This is a genomic window from Paenibacillus sp. FSL P2-0136, assembly GCF_037975325.1.
In the GTDB taxonomy this organism is placed as follows: domain Bacteria; phylum Bacillota; class Bacilli; order Paenibacillales; family Paenibacillaceae; genus Paenibacillus_AQ; species Paenibacillus_AQ silagei.
Map to the genome: position 1 here is coordinate 5,011,328 of NZ_CP150244.1, position 18,647 is coordinate 5,029,974.

Genomic DNA, 18,647 nt, shown 5'->3' on the forward strand with positions numbered 1-18,647 from the left:
TTACCGGCATCAATCGCCGGGAATGTATTCCTTCCGTTTTTCCTGGTCCGATGCTGGAAGCAAATGCTTCAGATGATCTGCTGCATCTTTACGGGCAACCAGAATGCCCCCGGGACCCGCCGCTACGATCACATCATCCAGCCCGACAAGTATGACCGGAATATCCAGCTCGTTGACAATCTGGCAATTCAAGGAGTCCGCACTGATGTGGCCCCATCCCAGAACGGAGGAGGCCAATTCTTCAGAGAGCGTGTTCCAGGTCCCCAAGTCCTTCCATCCGTCGTGATAGGGCACACAGATCAGACGGTTGTTGCCTTCCAACACCTCAACATCGAAGCTGCTCTTGGGAAGGCGGTGGTATTGCCTCTGCAGCTCTGCATAATCCCTTGGGAAGCCTGCTGCTTCCAGCCGGTTGAGCTGATCGCATAACCGAAAAGCGAAGATGCCGCAATTCCACATCGCCTGCTGCTCTAGCAGTGCCTCTGCCGCCTGCCTGTCTGGCTTCTCCACGAAGCAATCGACATGCACATAGGCCGGATTCTCCTGCTTCCCTGCTGAAGAGACAGCGGATAGGGCTGGAACAATGTAACCATATTTCCCTGACGGGCCTTCTGGCCTCGCACCAAGCAAAGCAATTTCCGCACCGGAGTGGCGCAGCGCCTCATCCAGTTCTGTCAGCTTGAAGAAGAATTCGTCGCTCACGTAAGCATCTACCGGCAGCACAATAACCGTCTCCTCGGGTGATATCTTCTCCACCGAGTATAGATAGGCTGAGGCAAGACTGACTGCAGGAAAGGTATCCCTGCGCCGCGGTTCAATAATGACCTTCGGAGCTGTGCGAAGTTGCTTGCGGATCAATGTCTCTTGTCCGCTTGACGTTGCAATATAGACTTCATGGCCGAGGCCTGCAGCCGACAACTGCCGCCAGATCCGCTGAAGCATGGACTCGCGCCCGCCTCCCGGAGCAGGCAGCACCTGAAGGAACTGCTTGCTCCGGATACTGCTGGAGAGCGGCCATAAGCGTGTGCCGGAACCACCGGATAGAAGCACTAGCTTCATGGTTCATTCCTCCTTCCCCTACTGGAAGTCGTCTGCAGTCAGATTGACTGCGCTGAACTGCTCTTCTGTATCCCAAAAGGTCAGCATTCCGTACTTTTTGCGGTTATCCAGGTATTGAGGAATTCCCGCCTTTCTCAAACCGTCGCTCATAATGACATATTCGTAGCGGTTGGTGCCGTCACCGTACCGGACATGCTCCAGAATGTCACGGCGCATCACATAGGTGCAATGGATGACGTCAACCTGCACAAGACCTTTCACGCTCTGATATAAGTAATAGAAATACAAGTCGTTGCTCTTGAAGTAACCATCTTCATCCACCATATTATGATAGTTGGAATATAGACTTAACGGAGCCTCAGCCACAGTAAGCAGTGGCCCGACCACCGGCAGATTCGTAGAGAGCAGGCTCTCCAGCGTATCCGGGGCAATGAAATTATCGCAATCTGCTACAAAATAATGGGTATTTCTCGATTTAGCCCATTCAATTGACTCTTGGCGCAGCCTGCCGATTACTCTTAAGCGTTCATAAGTCCATTCATGCGGAGCATAGTCCTGTACAGGCTCTTCCACATCACTGGTATCCAAATGCACCTCATGGTATCTCTCGCCCACCCGTTCGACCCATTCTCTAAGGATCTCTTCAGTCCGGTCATTGTTGTTGTTGGTCCGAATGTACAGTTTGATCCTTGAGGCAGGATACGTCTGCCGCTCTATAAGTTCCAGATAGAGCGGCAGTACATGCGCCTTGTCCTTAGCTAATATAGCAACCGTTACCAGATCCTGTTCCATGATTGCCCTCCTGTTAAAATATTCTTCACCTTCTTATATTTCTATTGCCTGGACGCGGCAGTCTCTCGGTCTGCAGCAGTTAACCGGGTGCTGATGGTAGCATGGCTGACGATACCGAAGAATGGACTCTGCCTTGGCTGCTCAATATCCTCTGGATAGAGCTTGCCGCTATCCTGTCTGATCATATACCGGGCACCTTCCGCACAGCGGAGGGAGACCACTTGATATTGGTGAAAGAGGGACAGCTTAAGACCAATGAATCTCCGGCGCTCATCTACAGTGAGCACATCACCCTCCTGCAGCCAGAGAATGTAAGGCTCCGTTGCCATATGGACAATCCATTCCCGCAACATCCGCATGTCCAGCTCCCCCTTCACAGTGTAGACCTGCCGTGTATAGCGGGCGGCGGTTTGCGCGATGCGTTCATTGCCGGAAGGGTCCACGACAATTATTTGTTCTGTTACCTCTGCAAACGAAGCGAGTGTCTCTTCCAGTGCGGCTTCATTGCCGGATGCAATAATTCCCACGCATACGCGCACGGGTGGACTATAGATCAGGCTGTGAATATCCGCACCCCATTTCTGAAAAGCCTTCTTCTTGTTCTGCTGCAAAAGCGTTTGGAGATCGAAGGAAGGGGTCTGCCCCATACTGGCATGGCCGATATGGTGGATGAATGAATCCTCCGCAATCAGGAGCTTATAGCCATGCTGGATCGCCCGCAGGCACAGGTCGTCATCCTCGTAATTCCCCAGACCGTATCGTTCATCGAACCAGCCAATCTCATCCAGAACACTGCGCTTGACCAACAGACAGAAGCCGATCAGGCGGCGGACCTCCTGTACCTGCCCACGCTTTGCTTCACAGTACCCTGCCGCGAATGTCTCCATATCCTTAAGTTCACTGTAAGTCACCGGAATACGCTGATGTCCGCTGATATAATTCGTAACAGGTCCTGACATGCCGACCGCACTGTCACTGTTCAATGCATGGAGCATGGGAGCCAGCCACCCTGGGGGAACAACAGTATCATTGTTAATGAACAGAACTGCTTCGCCTTCCGACGCTTCTCCCCCTTGATTGCAGCCTTTGGCAAATCCCAGGTTCTCCTTGTTCTCAATCAGCTTCAGCTCAGGATAATGACTCTTCAGGAATGGCACGGTTTCGTCACTTGAGCCATTGTCAACAATAATAATCTCATGTTCTTCGGGAGTATTTCGCTTGATGCTCTCCAGACATTGAACTGTTAAAGACAACTGATTAAGGGTGAGAATGATAATGCTCGTCTTCACTGGACCAACTCCTTTTGTTCTTCTGGTACAGGGCAATTAAACTCTACATGCTTGCCTCCGAGCAGGTTCGTATAATAATCGCGGTTGTATATCGCACTGGGATTTGACGGATAGTGTGCGAAAGAAACCTCATTGCGATAGTCAGCGTATTGGTGGTCTCCCAGTTTATCGTAGCAGACACAGAGCTGCAGATTCGGGAGCCATGTACCGGCGGAATAAGCCTCCGTTCCCGGTTCACTGACCTTAGGGAGGGACGCTGCCATCTTGAACCAGTACACCGCCTGTTCATATTGTTGTAATTCCATGAAATAAAAGCCTATCTTACAGCAGGTTTCCGGACGCGGGAGATCATAGTCGAAAGTACGGCACATGGATAGCAGTTGCTCCTGTTTTTGCCCCAGCGCCGCATGGCTGTCTGCCAACCTCAAGCATGCCTGAATATTATCCTCGACCCAGCCTTCACCTTCTGACAAGAAGCGCTCATAGTTCTCCAGCGCCTCATGGTAGTAGCCATGATCGTATAGCTCATTAGAGTAATAGATCCGGTCTCTGGCGGTAAACGGCTTGCCCTTGGCTATCATTTTGCGGAAGATATCAAGGTTACGCTGCGTATATTCCTTGTCTTTCTTATGCGTAACGCATACGTCGCTCTCAAGCACAGGCGGGGTGACTTCAATATATTCATGAACAGCCCCGGTCCACCTGAACCCGCAATCGCGTCTGATCAGACGGTTGCGTCTGAAGCTGTAGAGCGATTTCCCATGTTCATCCGTTATGAGAATATAAGACATGGATACCGCATGATATTCGGAAGTCATTGTAGCCTTCAGAGTCTTGAACCGCTCCCGGTCGATCTCCTCAATGACATCATCTGCATCCAGCCACATGATATACTCACAGGCCGCTTGGGCGAATGCATAATTGCGGGCGGCTGCGAAATCATCGATCCACTCAAAATCATAGATTGTGGCGCCATATACGGCCGCAATCTCTTTGGTACGGTCTGTTGAGCCGGTGTCCACGATGACGATCTCATCCATAATATCCGCGACCGATGACAGGCATCGTCCCAAGCTCTTCTCTTCATTGCGTACAATCATACACAAGCTGATCGTCGGCAAGTCTTCTCCTCCTTCTTGCAGATTCTGAATATCCGGACTTACCGGATTTCTCATATATGTATATGCCGGCCCTGACGGATCATTCGGCCGGATTTGCCTGCATGAATTCCATTCCGGTTCATAAGCTAGTACAGACACCCCTGCAATGATCTTGTCACCCCGATTGAAGGAGGAGCATATGCATACGATTCCCCCCTCGCTCTACTATCGTTTATATCGTTACGGCACAGGCTGCAGGATTGCCTCGGACGGTGTGTTATCGTTACCGGAACAGACGGCAATCGGTACTAATGTGCTGGTGCGTGAGGGTTACCGTTGGGATATCCCCTCTCCCGCCAAGAATGGCTCACCCCGTATCGTGATCGGGGACCGTTGTGAATGCAGCCGGTTCCTGACGATCACGGCAACAGGTAGAGTAGAATTGAAGGCCGATGTGATCACAGGTCCGCATGTGTATATTAATGACGCCAGGCGAGATTGGGAGAAGGGAGGTAACCCTTCTGACACGTTAATAATCGGTGAAGGCTCATGGATCGGAGCGCACTCCTCTATTCTGGGCCCTGTGAAGATTGGCAAAGGCTGTGTAGTCGGTGCAGGCAGCGTAGTTCTTCGGGATGTGCCGGATTACTGTGTTGTTGCCGGCAACCCTGCTGAATTCCGCCGCATCTATGAGCCGTCTAGCGGAGAGTGGATCAGGGTAGATAGCGAGGCGGAGGCTCGTAGGGTATTGGACCACAGAAGCAGGGAACCTCTGCTATCCATTTGCATACCCGTACGTAATCAGGCTATAGAGCTAAGACGCTGTCTGGAGTCAATTTATGCACAGGTGGATGATGATGGATTAATCGAGGTCTGCGTTCTGGACGACGCTTCGTCCGAGGAGACCGCAGAGGTGGGGCACCACTATGGGCAACTGTACCGCAGCTTCCGGTATCACAGCGACCCAGATCTTGCAGCAGGAGGTTCTCTTGCAAGTCAGGCTGCGGATAGGGGGCGCGGGAAATTCATTATGCTGCATGAGCCGGGAGACTCCTTCATGCCTAACTCTCTTCTTCCTTTTCTGAACGTGCTGCATACTCATCCTGACTATGCGATCATCCTGATTCAGCCCGTGTTCATCCGCAGCACTCCACAGCCTGAACATCTGAAGGGACTATCTGAATTTGTCAGGCTTACAGCGTCCTCCTCGTCCCCTACTCTCCCTGTTGTTCTGAACCGAAAGGATTGGGAGCGCACTGCCGATTCGGTACAAGCCACAAATTTTCTGGACCCATGGGTATCCCGGCAACATGCATTATTGCAATTGAATCCGCAGTTCTGCCTGTGCCGGTATACCATGACCGAAGCCGGGCGGCACATCGGATCAGCTCCGTAATTACGGCTATTGCCAAAAAAAATGATCTTTGACCATTAACCGAATATATATAGACTATGAACAGGCAGAGATCTTAAGGCGTAAACTTCGGGTCCATGAAGTCCGGTAAATGACAGGGATGCCAGGTACTGAGGACAAAGGAGAGGATGTCAGCGACATGGATGAACGTAAAATTTGTTTTATCATGTGTGTGAATAATGAGGAATTAGCGGAACGCAGCCAGAAAAATCTTAAGCAATTACTCAAACCGGATGGATTCACCATAGATCTGCAAATCGTCAGGAATGCCTCCGGCCTGGCAGCGGGGTACGATCAGGCCATGCGCCAGTCAGATGCCAAGTATAAGGTGTATATTCATCAGGATGTCCATATTCTGAATCCCCAATTTCTTGAAGACATCGTCCGGCTGTTCTCCCGTTATCCGTCACTCGGCATGTTAGGAACCGTCGGCGCTAAGACGCTACCGTCTTCCGGTATATGGCAGGACGCATCACAGAAGTTCGGTAAAGTGATTGATAGCCATACAGGCGCACTTCAGCCTCTTGAATTGATGCAGCCAGCGGATGAATATGAAGCGGTGGAGACGCTCAGCGGACTGCTGATAGCAACACAGTACGACCTTCCATGGCGCAAGGATTTATTCACCGGCTCACACTTCTATGACGCTTCACACAGTCAGGAATTCATCAGCAGCGGCTATGAAGTAGGTGTTCCCAAGCAGCTTCTGCCCTGGTGTCTGCATAACTGCGGTATCCCGGACCGAACCACTGCTATGGAGAAGGCCCGGCACATTTTCCTTGAATATTACGGCTATGGCAAACATCACGGCCAGCACCGGTTCCACCGGCTCGGCAGCGGCTGCAGCATTCATCCATCCTGCGAATTGTCAGGTACGGCCGGAATTGCTCTGGGCAATGAAGTCAAGCTGCAGGCAGATTGCTCTCTTTCGCTCCCCTATAATAATATTGTCAGCGAACCGCGCATCCAGATTGGTGCCGGAAGCGAGATCGGACGCCGGTGCAGCCTGTCGGCAGTCCACCGGTTAATTATTGGCGCCCAGGTCGCCATATCACCTAATGTGCATATATCCGATCACAATCCTGCTTATGAGAATATTCATCTCCCCGTCATGAAGCAAGGGGTAAGCTCCTGGAGTCATACTGTGACCATTGGCTCCGGAAGCTGGATTGGAGCGAACACTATCATTGCCGGTCAGGTATCCATCGGTAAGGGCTGTGTCATAGGCGCGGGGTCAGTCGTTGTATCCGGCACGGTAATTCCTGACTACTGCGTAGCTGCGGGTACACCTGCCAGAGTAATCAAGCAATTTGATCCCGACTCCAGGAAGTGGCTGAAGACTAACGGATCGCCCAGGGAGGAAGCTGAGCGTCATGCAATAGAGACTGTTCCGCAACCGCTTATAAGTATTTGTATCCCTGCCTATAACTGCGAACAAGAGCTCGATCTTTGCCTGAAGAGTATTTACAGTCAGAATGCCAGACAGAAAGATTTCGAAGTCATCGTATCAGATGATGGCTCTACAGATCACACGGAAGAGCTGGTGCGGAAGTATCAGGCCAGCTATCCTAACCTTCACTACTACCGCAATGAACTTAATGAAGGAACTGACCGCAATACCCTGAAATGTGCAGGCTATGCCAAGGGCGAATTCATCAAGCTTCACAGCGGCGATGATTACTGGCTCCCCGGCTCGGTCGCAGCCTTGTATAACCTGATCGAACAGAACCGGAACTGTGGCCTGCTCTTCCTAGATATCCTTAGTAACACCGGAGTGATGAACCGGAGCTCGGGGATCAGCAAGTATGTTGAACAGGTCTCGATCTATAGTACATTTCTGTCAGGAATCATTATGCGCAGGAAGGAATTCGAACAGATTGCCACGCCTGAGCTTTTCATCGATTCGAATCTTATCCAGGTCTATCTGGAGCTCTCTATTCTAGAGATTACTCCAGATTATTGTGTGTATCACCGCAAGCTGCTGACCAGCAGCGACAAGATTGCAGGAGGTTACAGCTTCGCACAGACCTTCATTCAATCGTACCTGGGAATTCTTCATTACTTCCTGGACAACGGATTAGATGCAGCCGTATTGGCAGCCGAGAAGAAGCAAATCGCCCATACCTTCTTGCTCTGGTGGTACAACTACATGCTGGAGAAGAATCTTCAGCAGCTGCAGCCCGAAGATTTCCCGCAAATTTTTGTCGCAGCTTACCAGGATGAATCCTATTATCCGGAGCTGCATGAACGGCTGCACAAGATTCAGGTCAAGCATCTAAATATATGAGGCAATATAGCCGCCGGGCAGGCCGAAGCAGCAGGCTTGTCCGGTCCATTATAAGGAGGCGTCAGAGTATGGAAGGTATCAGCCCGGAATTTCAACAACGCTTCAGCACCTTCGGACCCGGCAGTCTGATCGTGCTTAAGACCGATATCAACTGTCCGGAGAAAGTCGCTATCGGCCGCAATGTGCTTATTCAGGAGAATAGCTGGTTCACGGTAGTTCATCCCGGTAAGGAAGAACCGCCGGCCATCTCGATTGGAGACGGCTGCAGCTGCAGCCGCAATCTGATCATTACCGCTGCGAACAGCGTGACTCTGGAAGATAATGTAATTGTCGGGCCGGATGTCTATATTGCCGACACTAACCATCAGTACCGCCAGATCGGCATTCCCATCCGCGACCAGTGGATCACCACTGCCAGCCATCAGGTGAGGATCGGTGCAGGCAGCGAGCTTGGTGCCCACTGCGTCGTTGTGGGTAACATAACGATTGGCAAGGGCTGCCGGGTTACACCTAACAGTGTGGTAACCCGGGATTTGCCGGATTACTGCATCGCGGCGGGCAATCCCGCCAGAGTGGTGAATGCCTATGATCCCGAAGCGGGAGTATGGCAGCTGCCCGGCGAGGGCTGATGTTGATCGTAGAATAAAAAGCACCTTATAGGGAGTACTTCAGGTTGGACGAGATTCTGATCCCCTGATAGTCAACGGACGGCTGGCTATTCATAGATTGCGTACTCTTCGGCTGCTGCCGTTCCACCGGCTTCTTCGGCTGCTGCCGTTCCGCCGTCTTCTTCGGCTGCTGCCGCTCCGACGCTTTCTTCGGCTGCTGCCACTCCGCTGCCTTCTTCGGCTGCTGCCACTCCGCTGCCTTCTTCGGCTGCTGCGGCTCCACTACCCTCTTTGGCTGCTGCGGCTGAATAGCAGGCTTCAGCTGTTGCCGCTGCTGCCGCTTGCGTTCGCTGGCTGCGCGCACTCCTACTGTCCGTCCTCGCTTCTTGTGGGACGTCCGCTTGCGCGTGGCCTGCGCGGAGCGCCGCTGGATGAACCGGACGGACTTACCCGTATTATAGAGATACTTGCCCCCGGATACATAGGCATCCGCAGGACGGATTGTCTGCTTGATAACGGTGGATACCTGCTCCCTATGCTCCGGTTCTTGCCTCTCAGCCTCCCGGCCTGTGGACTGAGCTCGTTCAAGCAGCCGTTCTGTCTCGCGCATGAACAGCGCCAGCTCGTCATCCGCATTGACCGAGAGCCGCAGACAGGCCTGCTTCAGCTGCTCCATCTGTCCCATTGTTTTATGAATCGCCTCTACCAATAGCTCATCCTCCGATTTCCGGGCTTCAGCCTTCATACCCATTTACCTCTCGCACCAGCCGTCTGCTGGTTTCCAGCGTCCGGCAGATCATGGCCTGATGCTGGGCCAGGGCCGTGATGATTCTGGCCACCGCCTCCTGCAGGGCGTCAAGCCCCCCCATCTCTAATTCTTCTTCCCAGCCGTATTCATCATCATACATATATTCCAGCTTGCGGATTTCAACTGCAATCAGAGCCGAGACCGCTTCTTCCTCCAGCGCCGCAGCCAGAATAATCGCTTTGATCAACCGTTCCCGCTGTAGCATCGCTTCATCCCCCCCGCTGCCTGCTTTGATTAGTTACTGTTATATATATGTGCTTTTGACTTGTCCCTATCACCATTTGTCCCAGGTATATCGGATTTGGCGGATTTCAGAGAATAACAGGAATAGGACAATCTGTGCCTGAAGTATACATAGCTATGACTAGATAATTAAGCGCAAAGCAACCTTTCACGTTTTGGAGGAGATCTGCATGTCAATGCCCCACATCCCCAATATAACTCCCGATATCTCGCTTACGCGGGAGGAAAGCATCTCTCTCCTGCTCACCTCTATCGCAATCAACGAGATGTCTTTGTCTCACATTATCAACGCAGAAGCAGAAGCGATGCAGGCCTTCGTGCTGTCTAATCCCGGAAATATGAACTTTGTCAACATGATCCAGTTGAATAATACAACCGCCAGATTGCTCGAAGAGATTACCAAGGGCCAGTGGCTTAGTCTCAGCAAGATGGACCGGATTCTGCGTTTGCTGAGTGACTCTGGTGCCTTGTCGGAGCGATTGCTGGAAGAAGAACTAACTACTGAAATTGAGGAAGATGAAGAATAGCGGGCAACCGTCATTCTTTCTCGCGGCTAGAAATGGACAAGCCCTGATCATGAAAGGAGCCGCTCGCAGAATTCTCCCAAGTTTGTGCAGCCTATTGCACCTTCCAGTGATTGAGATGATCCGCAATCCGGATCAGCTCATTGGCCAGGGAGGAGAGCGAGGCCACAAGCTGCTGCTGTCTGTCCGGCTCCGGGGCCTCGGTCATACGGTTTTCCGTTCGCTCTGGTACGGGAAGCTCTTGTTCACTTTTGCTGTACATCGGGAATCCCTCCTCGATCAGCAGGCGCACAATGGTGCTTAGATGGTAGCGTTCCATGCGCAGCTCACTGATCCTTTTTAGCAGTTTCAAAGTTTCATAGGGATAGAGTGTCTGATCTCCTTGCCGGGTCCCCGGTACGAAGTAAGAGAAATATTCCAGCCATCTCTTCACTGTGGTCGGAGGCAATTTCGATAAATTAATGATTTCCAGTTGGGTGTAATGGCGTACCATAACCTCACTCCTTTATTTTAGGTGGACTTATTTACTTTAATGGTATTCATGTGCCTCGCAATAAATGTGTAAAAATACCTATTTATCTAATTATCGTCCCGCAAAATAAATAGACAGGCCCGCTCCGGAGAACGTTGCCTGTCTATTATGCTGCCTTGGAAGCAGCAGATTACCTGCTTAAGAGACTTTAAATAATTCGCTGAAGGAATCACCCAGGAGTTCTTTATAATATTTCCGGTTATGCAGCATACTTGGGTGTGTAGGATAATAGAATAGTGCTGTCTCATTATGATAATTAGCCTTCATGTATTGACCCAGGCGGTCATAGCATACGCACAATTGCAGATGTGGCACCCAGGTGGTAGAGGTCATATCCTGAAGTCCCAGGGTAGATCTTCGCGGCAGCGTAATCGCCTGTTCGAACCAGTAGATCGCCCGCCCGAACTCTCCAGCTTCTACGAATTCACTTCCCAGGCGGCAGCAGAATTCGGAACGGGGGATATCATAGTTCAGGGTACGATACAACGCGCTCATTTTCCCGGACTTGTTGTTCAGATGCCCGTGGCATTCCGCCATCTTCAGGCAGGCCTGATAGTTATCCTCAACCCAGCCCTGGCCGGTCTGCAGGAACTTCTCGTAATATTCCAGCGCTTCTTCATGGATCGCATGATCTCGGAGCTCGTTCGCGAAGTAGTAGAGATCACGCGGCGAGAACTCCTCGCCCTTGGCCAGACGCCCGCGGTAGATTCGCAGGTTGCGGTCCGTATGAACCTTATCCTTCTTATGAGTAATACAGACATCGCTATCTATGGTATTGCCGGCAACCGCCAAATACTCATGCACCGGTCCGATCCACTGGAAGCCGCAGTCCCGGCGGACCAGCCGGTTGCGTCTCAGGCTTGAGGTTACTTTGCCCTCGCTGTCGAAGGCCAGATTGTAGGGCATAGTCACAGACTGGTACTGAGGAGATAATGTCTCCTTCAGCTTTTTGAAGCGCACCCGGTCAATTTCCTCAATGGTATCATCTGCATCCAGCCACAGAATATATTCCTTAGTCGCCTTGCTGAAGGCTTCGTTGCGTGCTGCCGCGAAATCGTCAATCCATTCAAAATCATAAATCACTGCACCATATTCCGCAGCAATCTCCTTAGTCCGGTCCGTGGAGCCTGTGTCGACAATGACGATTTCGTCCGCAATATCCTTCACACCATCCAGGCACCGGCCCAGGCCGTTCTCTTCATCGCGCACAATCATACATAGACTGATAGTAATCATTAGTGCCCTCCTATAGGTTCTGTGTCATATATTCGCGAATCTGCTGCTCGCTGATGTTCCGCATATCCTGCCCTGCATCCAGCGCTCTCTGCCATTCCACCGTCTTCTGCAGAGCCTGCTCAACACTCCAGCGGGAGCGCCAGCCCAGCAGGCGGCGGGCCTTGGTGCTGTCAAGCTGCAGTTCACCAGCCTCATGCAGCCCGGAGATACCGGCGATATCAATACCCGCTCCCTCTCCCCAGAGCGCTGCGAGCCGGACGGCCACCTTCTCGACACTGTGAACGCTCTGCTCCTCAGGGCCGAAATTCCAGGCGGCAGCATACTCCGCCCCCTCCTGCACCAGCTTCTCAGCCAGCAGCAAATAGCCGCTAAGCGGCTCAAGCACATGCTGCCAGGGTCGCGTCGCCGCCGGGCTGCGCAACAGCGGCCTCAAGCCAGCGGCGAATGACCGCAGGCAGTCCGGCACCAGCCGGTCCTGGGAATCATCGCCGCCCCCGATGACATTCCCCGCCCTGGCGGTAGCGACAGCCACGCCATGCTCGGCATAACGCGCCGGTTGGAAGTAGCTGTTGCGATAAGCCTGCGTCACCAGCTCGGAACACGCCTTGCTGGAAGAGTAAGGGTCATAGCCGCCCAGCGGATCGGTCTCGCGGTAACCCCAGATCCATTCACGGTTGTCATAGCACTTATCCGTCGTAACGTTAACGACTGCTTTGACAGGGATCCCGGAATCAACCGAGCTTGCGACCGCCTCCAGCAGATTCACTGTTCCCATCACATTCACCTCGAAGGTATCGGCCGGGAACTGGTAAGAGGTGCGGACCAGCGGCTGGGCAGCCAGATGGAATACCACCTCCGGGGCCGCTTCCCGCAGCGCTGCATCCAGGCGCTGCCGGTTCCGAACATCCCCCCAGACCGTATGGACCTCAGGCGCAGCTCCGATCAGCGGGAAGAGCTTATACTCATCCCGGTCCCAGGCATAACCGCTGACGCTTGCGCCCAGCATCGTCAGCCACCGGGTGAGCCAGCTTCCCTTGAAGCCGGTGTGTCCGGTTACGAAGACACGCCGCCCCTTCCAGAATCTCGCCGCTGTCAGTTCGTTCTCATCCACGGGAGTCCTCCCTCCCGCCACAGCTCCTCCAGATAACGCTTGTCGCGGAGTGTATCCATCGGCTGCCAGAACCCATTATGCTTGTAAGCCCTTAGCTCATCCCGCGCTGCCAGCTCCCGGAGCGGCTCCTGCTCCCAGACGGTGCTGTCACTTTCGATTAGAGAGAATACCTCGGGCTCTAGTACGAAGAAGCCGCCGTTCACCCAGCCTTCGTCCCCTTTGGGCTTCTCTACGAATCCGGTTACCTTGGTATCCTCTGCTAGGTCCAGCGCACCGAAACGCCCCGACGGCTGAACAGCAGTCACAGTCGCCAACTTCCCGTGAGAGCGATGGAAATCCAGTAACTGCTGTATATTAATATCCGCAACACCATCCCCATAGGTCAGCATGAACGGTTCATTTCCGATGTATTTCTGGACTTGCCGGATTCTTCCGCCAGTCATCGCTTCTTTGCCTGTGTCCGCGAGCGTTACCTTCCAGTTTCGCAGCTGACGGTTATGGCGGGTGATCTGGTTGCCATTACCGAAATCGAAAGAAATATCCGAGCTCTGGAGATAGAAGTCGGAGAAATATTGTTTAATGACATGCCCCAAATATCCCAGGCAAATGACAAAATCATCGAAGCCGTAAGCAGCATAATTCTCCATAATATGCACCAGCAGCGGCTTGTCGCCGATCTCAATCATCGGCTTGGGCTTCACATCGGTCTCTTCACTGATCCGGGTCCCGTAGCCCCCGGCCAGAATGACTACCTTCATCTTGTTACCTCCTTACCTTTCAGCAAGCCCAGCAATACCTCGGCAGTATAATCCAGCATCTCTGTCGAAAGTCCCGGATAGATTCCCACCCAGAACGTATCGTTCATGATCCTGTCCGTCTGAATGAGCGGCGCGGCGACACGGTGCGCCACACCGGAGTAGGCAGGCTGCTTGAGCAGATTCCCGGCGAACAAGAGCCGGGTGCCAACCCGCGCCTTCTCCAGCCTGCGCACGATTTCATTGCGCGTGAGGGGCGCATCCTCCCTCACGGTCAGCGGGAAGCCGAACCAGCTCGGATCACTGCGCGGCGTCGCCTGTGGAAGAATAAGCCATTCCTCCGCAGGCTTCAGCGCTGCCTTCAAATAGTCAAAGTTACGTCTGCGTGCAGCATGGAACCCTTCCAGCTTCTCCAGTTGGGAGACTCCGATGGCAGCCTGCATATCGGTAGCCTTCAGATTGTAGCCAATGTGGCTATACGTATATTTGTGGTCGTATCCGGCAGGCAGGTCTCCCTTAGTCCAGTCAAACCGCTTGCCGCAGGTATTGTCGGTTCCCGGCTGGCACCAGCAGTCCCTGCCCCAGTCACGGAGCGATTCGACAATTTTTTTGAGCCTGGCACCGGAGGTGAGTACCGCACCGCCCTCGCCCATGGTCAAATGATGGGCAGGGAAGAAGCTGACCGTGGCCAGATCGCCGAAGGAACCTGCCGGCCGGCCTTCATACAGTGATCCGACAGCATCGCAGGTATCCTCAATCAGCCACAGTCCATGCCGGTCCGTGAATGCCTTAACACTGGCCAGATCGAAGGGATTGCCCAGTGTGTGCGCCAGCATGACCGCTTTGGTACGGGGGCTGAGCGCGGCGTCCAGCTGAGCTGTATTTATATTGTAGGTGGGCAGCTCCACATCGACGAATACTGGAATAAGTCCATGCTGTATCAGCGGATTGACCGTGGTCGGAAATCCGGCGGCAACGGTGATCACCTCATCGCCCGGACGCAGCCGGCGTTCGCCGAGCAGCGGCGAGGTAAGTGCTGCGACAGCAAGCAGATTCGCACTCGAACCCGAGTTAACCAGCAGGGTATGCTTTCTCTCCATAATCTGGGAGAACCTGCGCTCGAACTCGCCAGTATATCTGCCCGCTGTCAGGTGGAAATCAAGTGAAGCATCCACCAGACTCATCAATTCTTCGCCATCGAACACCTTGCCGCTTACCGGCACGTAATCGCGTCCAGGTACGAAGGACCGGCCGGGCCAACGAATGTCGTAATATTCTCCTGTCAGCTTCAGAATTTGCTCACGTAAGGTTGCAGCTTCTGTGGGCAAAAGCTCCCCTCCTTTAACTAATGGTTTTCATTTAGTGGTTTTGTCGGACTTGGTACATCATTTATATGCAGACCGGAGGTTAAATACGATTAAGAATTCAATGGAATTTAAATTCCATTTTTGTTCAGTTCTTGTCTATGGGGGTTCACTATAATGGGGCTTGACTTGAAACGAACCGTTATGGAGGGATGCATACATGGGAAGACTCAGAGCCATCAATGAAAGAAAATGCACTATGGACAACTGCAACAGAAGACACTATGCGAAAGGGCTGTGCAAACAGCACTATTGGCCCGCCTGGAAAGCAGGACAAAAGAACGAGTCTGATTCTGACACTAGCCGCCAGGATCATTCACAGAAGTCCCTTCGAATCGTCACAGAATTTATTTAATTTTTTTAGAGGTTCTGACTCTGGTTTGTCGAATTCTTACTGAATGATGAATAAAAATTCCAAATATTACATGAAGCATCTGACATTAATCGTGATATATATGACTCTGCTATTGGGTATGCAACGGGCATGGCAGCAGATCTTTGCGTTGCCGGAGCAGCCCGGCGCGGCGGCGGGCGTACTTGATTTACGGGGCTGGACCTTCAAGCATGCCCATTCGCTTGCCCTTGACGGGACATGGGACTTCTATCCTAACCGTCTGGTAAGCGAAAGTGATATCCGCTCCGGCACTGCCGGAGATGCTGTCCCTGTTCAGGTACCCGGCAACTGGAAGGGGGCCATGTCCGGTTCCTCCCTGGGCTATGGTACCTATGCCCTGCATATTCTGGTCGATCAGCCGCTGGATGAGCCCTACAGCTTCTGGGTCCAGCAGATCCAGGCTTCTTCCCGGATCGAGATTAACGGCCGCCCCCTTCAGGCTATGGGTCAACCCGCAGCGCGCAAGGAGCTGTACTATCCCATGGCCGTTCCCTATGCCGTTCACTACCTCCCCCCGGAAGGGACGAAGGACATGCTTGTCCTGATCCAGACTGCCAATTATGAGCATGGGGAGAAGGCAGGCATTTCCTATTCCATCCGTTTCGGCGCCCAGTCTATGGTTCAGAAGGAGCGCTGGTACTCTACCTCTTTTCAGTTAGCTACGATCATCATCCTTCTTCTGCACGCGCTGTATGTCTGTATTCTGTACCTGCTTGACAAAGAACACCCGTCTCTGCTCTTATTTGCGCTTATGCTGATCATCATAGCCGTCTCCATCGCAGCGGATAATGACGTCCTGCTGTTCCTTGTGCTGCCGCTGAACTATACTTGGGGAATCAAGGTCAAGCTGCTGTCTTATGTATGGATGGTCTTTTTCATGCTGCTGCTTACCTACAAATTCTACAGTGCCCAGGCAGTCAGCCGGGCCTTCAAGGTGTACAGCTTGCTTCTTCTGCTCTATACACTTTGCCTTTGCTTCCTTCCGATTCATATCGTTCTGTCCAATGCCACTATTTATTTCAGCCTCCTGTATATGATCCCCCCCTGCTGGATGTTTGTGCTATTCGGAATTATGGTCTATAAGCAAAAAAAAGACGTCGGGTTCCTTACCTTCATCGGCTCTTCGATTGTATCCGGGGTGATCTGGGGAACCACGGTGAATAGTTACCGGAAGAATCTGCCGTTCTACTCCATAGATATTCTGGCTGCTATCGCTGGATTCTCTGCCTATGCCCTGAAACAGTATATCCGGCGGTCCAATGAGAACAGGCAGCTCTATGAACAGCTGCTGCAAGCGGACAAGCAGAAGGACCGGTTCCTGATGAATACCTCGCATGAGCTGAGGACACCGCTGCACGGCATGATGAGCATTGCCCAGTCGGAATACGACAAGAAGCGGGCAGCCTCCCCGGATGAAGAAGCCGGAGACCTGGAGCTACTGGTACGCATCGGGCGGCAAATGTCCCAGCTGTTGGATGATCTGCTCGATCTCACCCTGTTGCGGGAGAACCGGATGGTCCTTCATCCTGCCCCGCTGTCCGTCCATACCATCGCAGCCGGGGCTGCGGATATGCTCCGTTACTTAACGGACGGCAAGAACCTGACGCTTCATGTAAGCGTATCCGCATCGCTGCCGCGTGTATGGGCCGATGAGAAGCGGCTGATCCAGATTCTCTTCAACCTGATACATAATGCCGTGAAATGGACCGAGCAGGGAAGTATCCTTGTGACTGCCGAAGAAGCGGACGGGAAGCTGCTGATCAGCGTGGCTGACACAGGTGCGGGGATGGAGGAAGAAGCGCTCGCGCGTATCTTCCTTCCTTATGAACAGGCAGGCGGACAGGACCGTGGTGGCCTGGGTCTGGGCCTCGGCATTACCCGGCAGCTGGTGGAGCTGCACGGGGGAAGGCTGACCGTGGAGTCCAGGCTTGGGGAAGGCTCGGTCTTCCGCTTCACCCTGCAGCTGGCTGACGAAGCCTTTTTCACGGATGAGCAGTTCGGCAGGATGGAAGCAGTGGAAGCGCCGGGCGCTGCATACACCGGCCGGAGTGTCCATGTGCGCAATAAGGACGAAGAGCCATTCCTTGCGGGAGTGCCTCCGTCCCCCTCCGGCTTGGATACGGAGGGAGCCGAACTGAAGATACTGGCTGTTGACGATGACCCGGTTAATCTCCGGGTGCTCGCGACCATTTTGCATGAGGATATCTATCAGTTGACCTCTGTGTTAAGCGGGGAGGAAGCCCTGATTCGGCTGGAGGAGGAATCATGGGATCTGCTGATTACCGATGTGATGATGCCCGGCATGTCCGGCTATGAGCTTACCCGCCGGGTAAGGGAGCGTTATCCGGTGTCAGAGTTACCGGTGCTGCTGCTGACGGCACGTGCTATGCGTGAGGAGATCTACTACGGATTTCAGCAGGGGGCTAATGATTATGTGACTAAGCCGGTAGACAGCCTGGAATTGAAATACCGGGTTACCGGGCTGGCGCGGCTGAAGCAGACCGTCGCTCACAGCCTGCGGCTGGAGATGGCTTACCTCCAGGCGCAGATCCGCCCTCATTTCCTTTTCAATGCCCTGAACTCCATCGCCACGCTCAGTACCATTGATCTCTGCCAGATGCAGCAGCTGATTGAAGCCTTCTCCTCCTACCTGCGCTCAAGCTTCGACCTGATGAATACCGGTACACTGATTCATTTGAAGCAGGAGCTATCGTTAGTGGAGGCCTATTTATATATCGAGAAGGTGCGGTTCGGCGAACGGCTGGAGGTCAAGTGGGAACGGAATTATACCGGACTGCTGCGGGTTCCCCCGCTGATCTTGCAACCGCTGGTAGAGAATGCTGTCCGTCACGGGCTGCTCAGTCTTATAGAGGGAGGCCTACTTACTATCCGCATTGAAGAGGAGGAGGAGCATGTCCGGCTTGCGGTGCAAGACAATGGCAGAGGCATGGAGCAGGCGCACATTAACCGCCTGCTGATGAAGCATAAAGACAAGAGCTCCGGTATCGGGATATGGAATACGAACCGGAGGCTGATTGAACGCTATGGGCAAGGCTTGTCCATTCAGAGCCGTCCCGGCTTTGGAACCACCGTCTCCTTTATGATTCCGCTCCGGCGTATCGAGTGAACCA

Annotated in this window: 16 protein-coding genes; 5 read left to right on the top strand and 11 right to left on the bottom strand. The window is 53.0% G+C overall.

From position 1 onward, the window contains the following. Positions 1-9 precede the first annotated feature (9 nt). From NYE26_RS21260 to NYE26_RS21275, 4 genes are read right to left on the bottom strand one after another with little or no spacing between them, the layout of a single operon-like run. Positions 10-1,059, bottom strand: a complete 1,050-nt coding sequence (locus NYE26_RS21260; RefSeq protein WP_339249920.1) for a sugar phosphate nucleotidyltransferase — start codon at positions 1,057-1,059, stop codon at positions 10-12. A gap of 18 nt (positions 1,060-1,077) precedes the next feature. Further along, the gene (locus tag NYE26_RS21265) at positions 1,078-1,851 is read right to left on the bottom strand and encodes a hypothetical protein (RefSeq protein WP_339249922.1); all 774 of its coding nucleotides are present in this window, start codon (positions 1,849-1,851) and stop codon (positions 1,078-1,080) included. 41 nt (positions 1,852-1,892) lie between these two features. Continuing rightward, positions 1,893-3,140 carry a glycosyltransferase family 2 protein gene (locus NYE26_RS21270; protein WP_339249924.1) on the bottom strand — a complete coding sequence of 416 codons (1,248 nt, stop codon included), beginning with the start codon at positions 3,138-3,140 and terminating at the stop codon, positions 1,893-1,895. Further along, on the bottom strand, positions 3,137-4,315 hold the full coding sequence (locus tag NYE26_RS21275) for a glycosyltransferase family 2 protein (protein ID WP_339249926.1): 1,179 nt from the start codon (positions 4,313-4,315) through the stop codon (positions 3,137-3,139). The genes NYE26_RS21270 and NYE26_RS21275 overlap by 4 nt, the downstream gene beginning before the upstream one ends. 124 nt (positions 4,316-4,439) lie before the next feature. Between NYE26_RS21275 and NYE26_RS21280 the strand changes: the two genes are divergently transcribed. From NYE26_RS21280 to NYE26_RS21290, 3 genes are all read left to right on the top strand, one after another. Then, positions 4,440-5,636, top strand: coding sequence for a glycosyltransferase (locus tag NYE26_RS21280; RefSeq protein WP_339249928.1), 1,197 nt, complete (start codon positions 4,440-4,442; stop codon positions 5,634-5,636). Positions 5,637-5,754: 118 nt separating this feature from the next. Then, positions 5,755-7,941 (top strand): glycosyltransferase, encoded by a 2,187-nt coding sequence (locus tag NYE26_RS21285; RefSeq protein ID WP_339249930.1) that lies wholly within the window; start codon positions 5,755-5,757, stop codon positions 7,939-7,941. A 68-nt stretch (positions 7,942-8,009) separates the two neighbouring features. Then, positions 8,010-8,570 (top strand): acyltransferase, encoded by a 561-nt coding sequence (locus tag NYE26_RS21290; RefSeq protein WP_339249932.1) that lies wholly within the window; start codon positions 8,010-8,012, stop codon positions 8,568-8,570. Positions 8,571-8,595: 25 nt separating this feature from the next. On the opposite strand, the gene NYE26_RS21295 is transcribed toward NYE26_RS21290, so the two are convergent. Continuing rightward, positions 8,596-9,294 (bottom strand): hypothetical protein, encoded by a 699-nt coding sequence (locus NYE26_RS21295; protein WP_339249934.1) that lies wholly within the window; start codon positions 9,292-9,294, stop codon positions 8,596-8,598. After that, positions 9,284-9,544 carry a hypothetical protein gene (locus NYE26_RS21300; RefSeq protein WP_339249935.1) on the bottom strand — a complete coding sequence of 87 codons (261 nt, stop codon included), beginning with the start codon at positions 9,542-9,544 and terminating at the stop codon, positions 9,284-9,286. Before NYE26_RS21300 ends, NYE26_RS21295 begins: the two co-directional genes overlap by 11 nt. 226 nt (positions 9,545-9,770) lie before the next feature. Here NYE26_RS21300 and NYE26_RS21305 point away from each other — a divergent pair, with 226 nt between their 5' ends. Further along, positions 9,771-10,127 carry a hypothetical protein gene (locus NYE26_RS21305; protein WP_339249937.1) on the top strand — a complete coding sequence of 119 codons (357 nt, stop codon included), beginning with the start codon at positions 9,771-9,773 and terminating at the stop codon, positions 10,125-10,127. A 91-nt stretch (positions 10,128-10,218) separates the two neighbouring features. Here NYE26_RS21305 and NYE26_RS21310 read toward each other — a convergent pair whose 3' ends face one another. The 5 genes from NYE26_RS21310 to rfbH all read right to left on the bottom strand — a co-directional run bounded on the left by NYE26_RS21310 (position 10,219) and on the right by rfbH (position 15,086). Beyond that, positions 10,219-10,617 carry a MerR family transcriptional regulator gene (locus NYE26_RS21310; protein WP_339249939.1) on the bottom strand — a complete coding sequence of 133 codons (399 nt, stop codon included), beginning with the start codon at positions 10,615-10,617 and terminating at the stop codon, positions 10,219-10,221. Positions 10,618-10,794: 177 nt separating this feature from the next. Beyond that, a complete protein-coding gene (locus tag NYE26_RS21315; protein ID WP_339249941.1) occupies positions 10,795-11,892 on the bottom strand; it encodes a glycosyltransferase family 2 protein in 1,098 nt (365 codons plus the stop codon). A 10-nt stretch (positions 11,893-11,902) separates the two neighbouring features. Further along, a complete protein-coding gene (rfbG, locus tag NYE26_RS21320) occupies positions 11,903-13,003 on the bottom strand; it encodes a CDP-glucose 4,6-dehydratase (protein WP_339249943.1) in 1,101 nt (366 codons plus the stop codon). Continuing rightward, a complete protein-coding gene (gene rfbF, locus NYE26_RS21325) occupies positions 12,985-13,761 on the bottom strand; it encodes a glucose-1-phosphate cytidylyltransferase (RefSeq protein ID WP_339249945.1) in 777 nt (258 codons plus the stop codon). The genes rfbG and rfbF overlap by 19 nt, the downstream gene beginning before the upstream one ends. Next, positions 13,758-15,086, bottom strand: coding sequence for a lipopolysaccharide biosynthesis protein RfbH (rfbH, locus tag NYE26_RS21330; RefSeq protein WP_339249947.1), 1,329 nt, complete (start codon positions 15,084-15,086; stop codon positions 13,758-13,760). Before rfbH ends, rfbF begins: the two co-directional genes overlap by 4 nt. 509 nt (positions 15,087-15,595) lie before the next feature. Here rfbH and NYE26_RS21335 point away from each other — a divergent pair. Then, positions 15,596-18,643: an ATP-binding protein gene (locus NYE26_RS21335; RefSeq protein WP_339249949.1), complete on the top strand. Its 3,048-nt coding sequence runs from the start codon at positions 15,596-15,598 to the stop codon at positions 18,641-18,643. The last annotated feature ends 4 nt before the right edge of the window (positions 18,644-18,647 follow it).

What these genes read in the sequence shown, in the direction of transcription:
- NYE26_RS21310 (WP_339249939.1), bottom strand. Translation starts at nt 10,617, where the DNA reads ATGGTACGCCATTACACCCAACTGGAAATCATTAATTTATCGAAATTG.
- NYE26_RS21305 (WP_339249937.1), top strand. Translation starts at nt 9,771, where the DNA reads ATGTCAATGCCCCACATCCCCAATATAACTCCCGATATCTCGCTTACG.
- NYE26_RS21290 (WP_339249932.1), top strand. Translation starts at nt 8,010, where the DNA reads ATGGAAGGTATCAGCCCGGAATTTCAACAACGCTTCAGCACCTTCGGA.
- NYE26_RS21265 (WP_339249922.1), bottom strand. Translation starts at nt 1,851, where the DNA reads ATGGAACAGGATCTGGTAACGGTTGCTATATTAGCTAAGGACAAGGCG.
- rfbF (WP_339249945.1), bottom strand. Translation starts at nt 13,761, where the DNA reads ATGAAGGTAGTCATTCTGGCCGGGGGCTACGGGACCCGGATCAGTGAA.
- NYE26_RS21275 (WP_339249926.1), bottom strand. Translation starts at nt 4,315, where the DNA reads ATGAGAAATCCGGTAAGTCCGGATATTCAGAATCTGCAAGAAGGAGGA.
- NYE26_RS21315 (WP_339249941.1), bottom strand. Translation starts at nt 11,892, where the DNA reads ATGATTACTATCAGTCTATGTATGATTGTGCGCGATGAAGAGAACGGC.
- NYE26_RS21280 (WP_339249928.1), top strand. Translation starts at nt 4,440, where the DNA reads ATGCATACGATTCCCCCCTCGCTCTACTATCGTTTATATCGTTACGGC.
- NYE26_RS21295 (WP_339249934.1), bottom strand. Translation starts at nt 9,294, where the DNA reads ATGAAGGCTGAAGCCCGGAAATCGGAGGATGAGCTATTGGTAGAGGCG.
- NYE26_RS21260 (WP_339249920.1), bottom strand. Translation starts at nt 1,059, where the DNA reads ATGAAGCTAGTGCTTCTATCCGGTGGTTCCGGCACACGCTTATGGCCG.
- NYE26_RS21335 (WP_339249949.1), top strand. Translation starts at nt 15,596, where the DNA reads ATGCAACGGGCATGGCAGCAGATCTTTGCGTTGCCGGAGCAGCCCGGC.
- NYE26_RS21285 (WP_339249930.1), top strand. Translation starts at nt 5,755, where the DNA reads ATGCCAGGTACTGAGGACAAAGGAGAGGATGTCAGCGACATGGATGAA.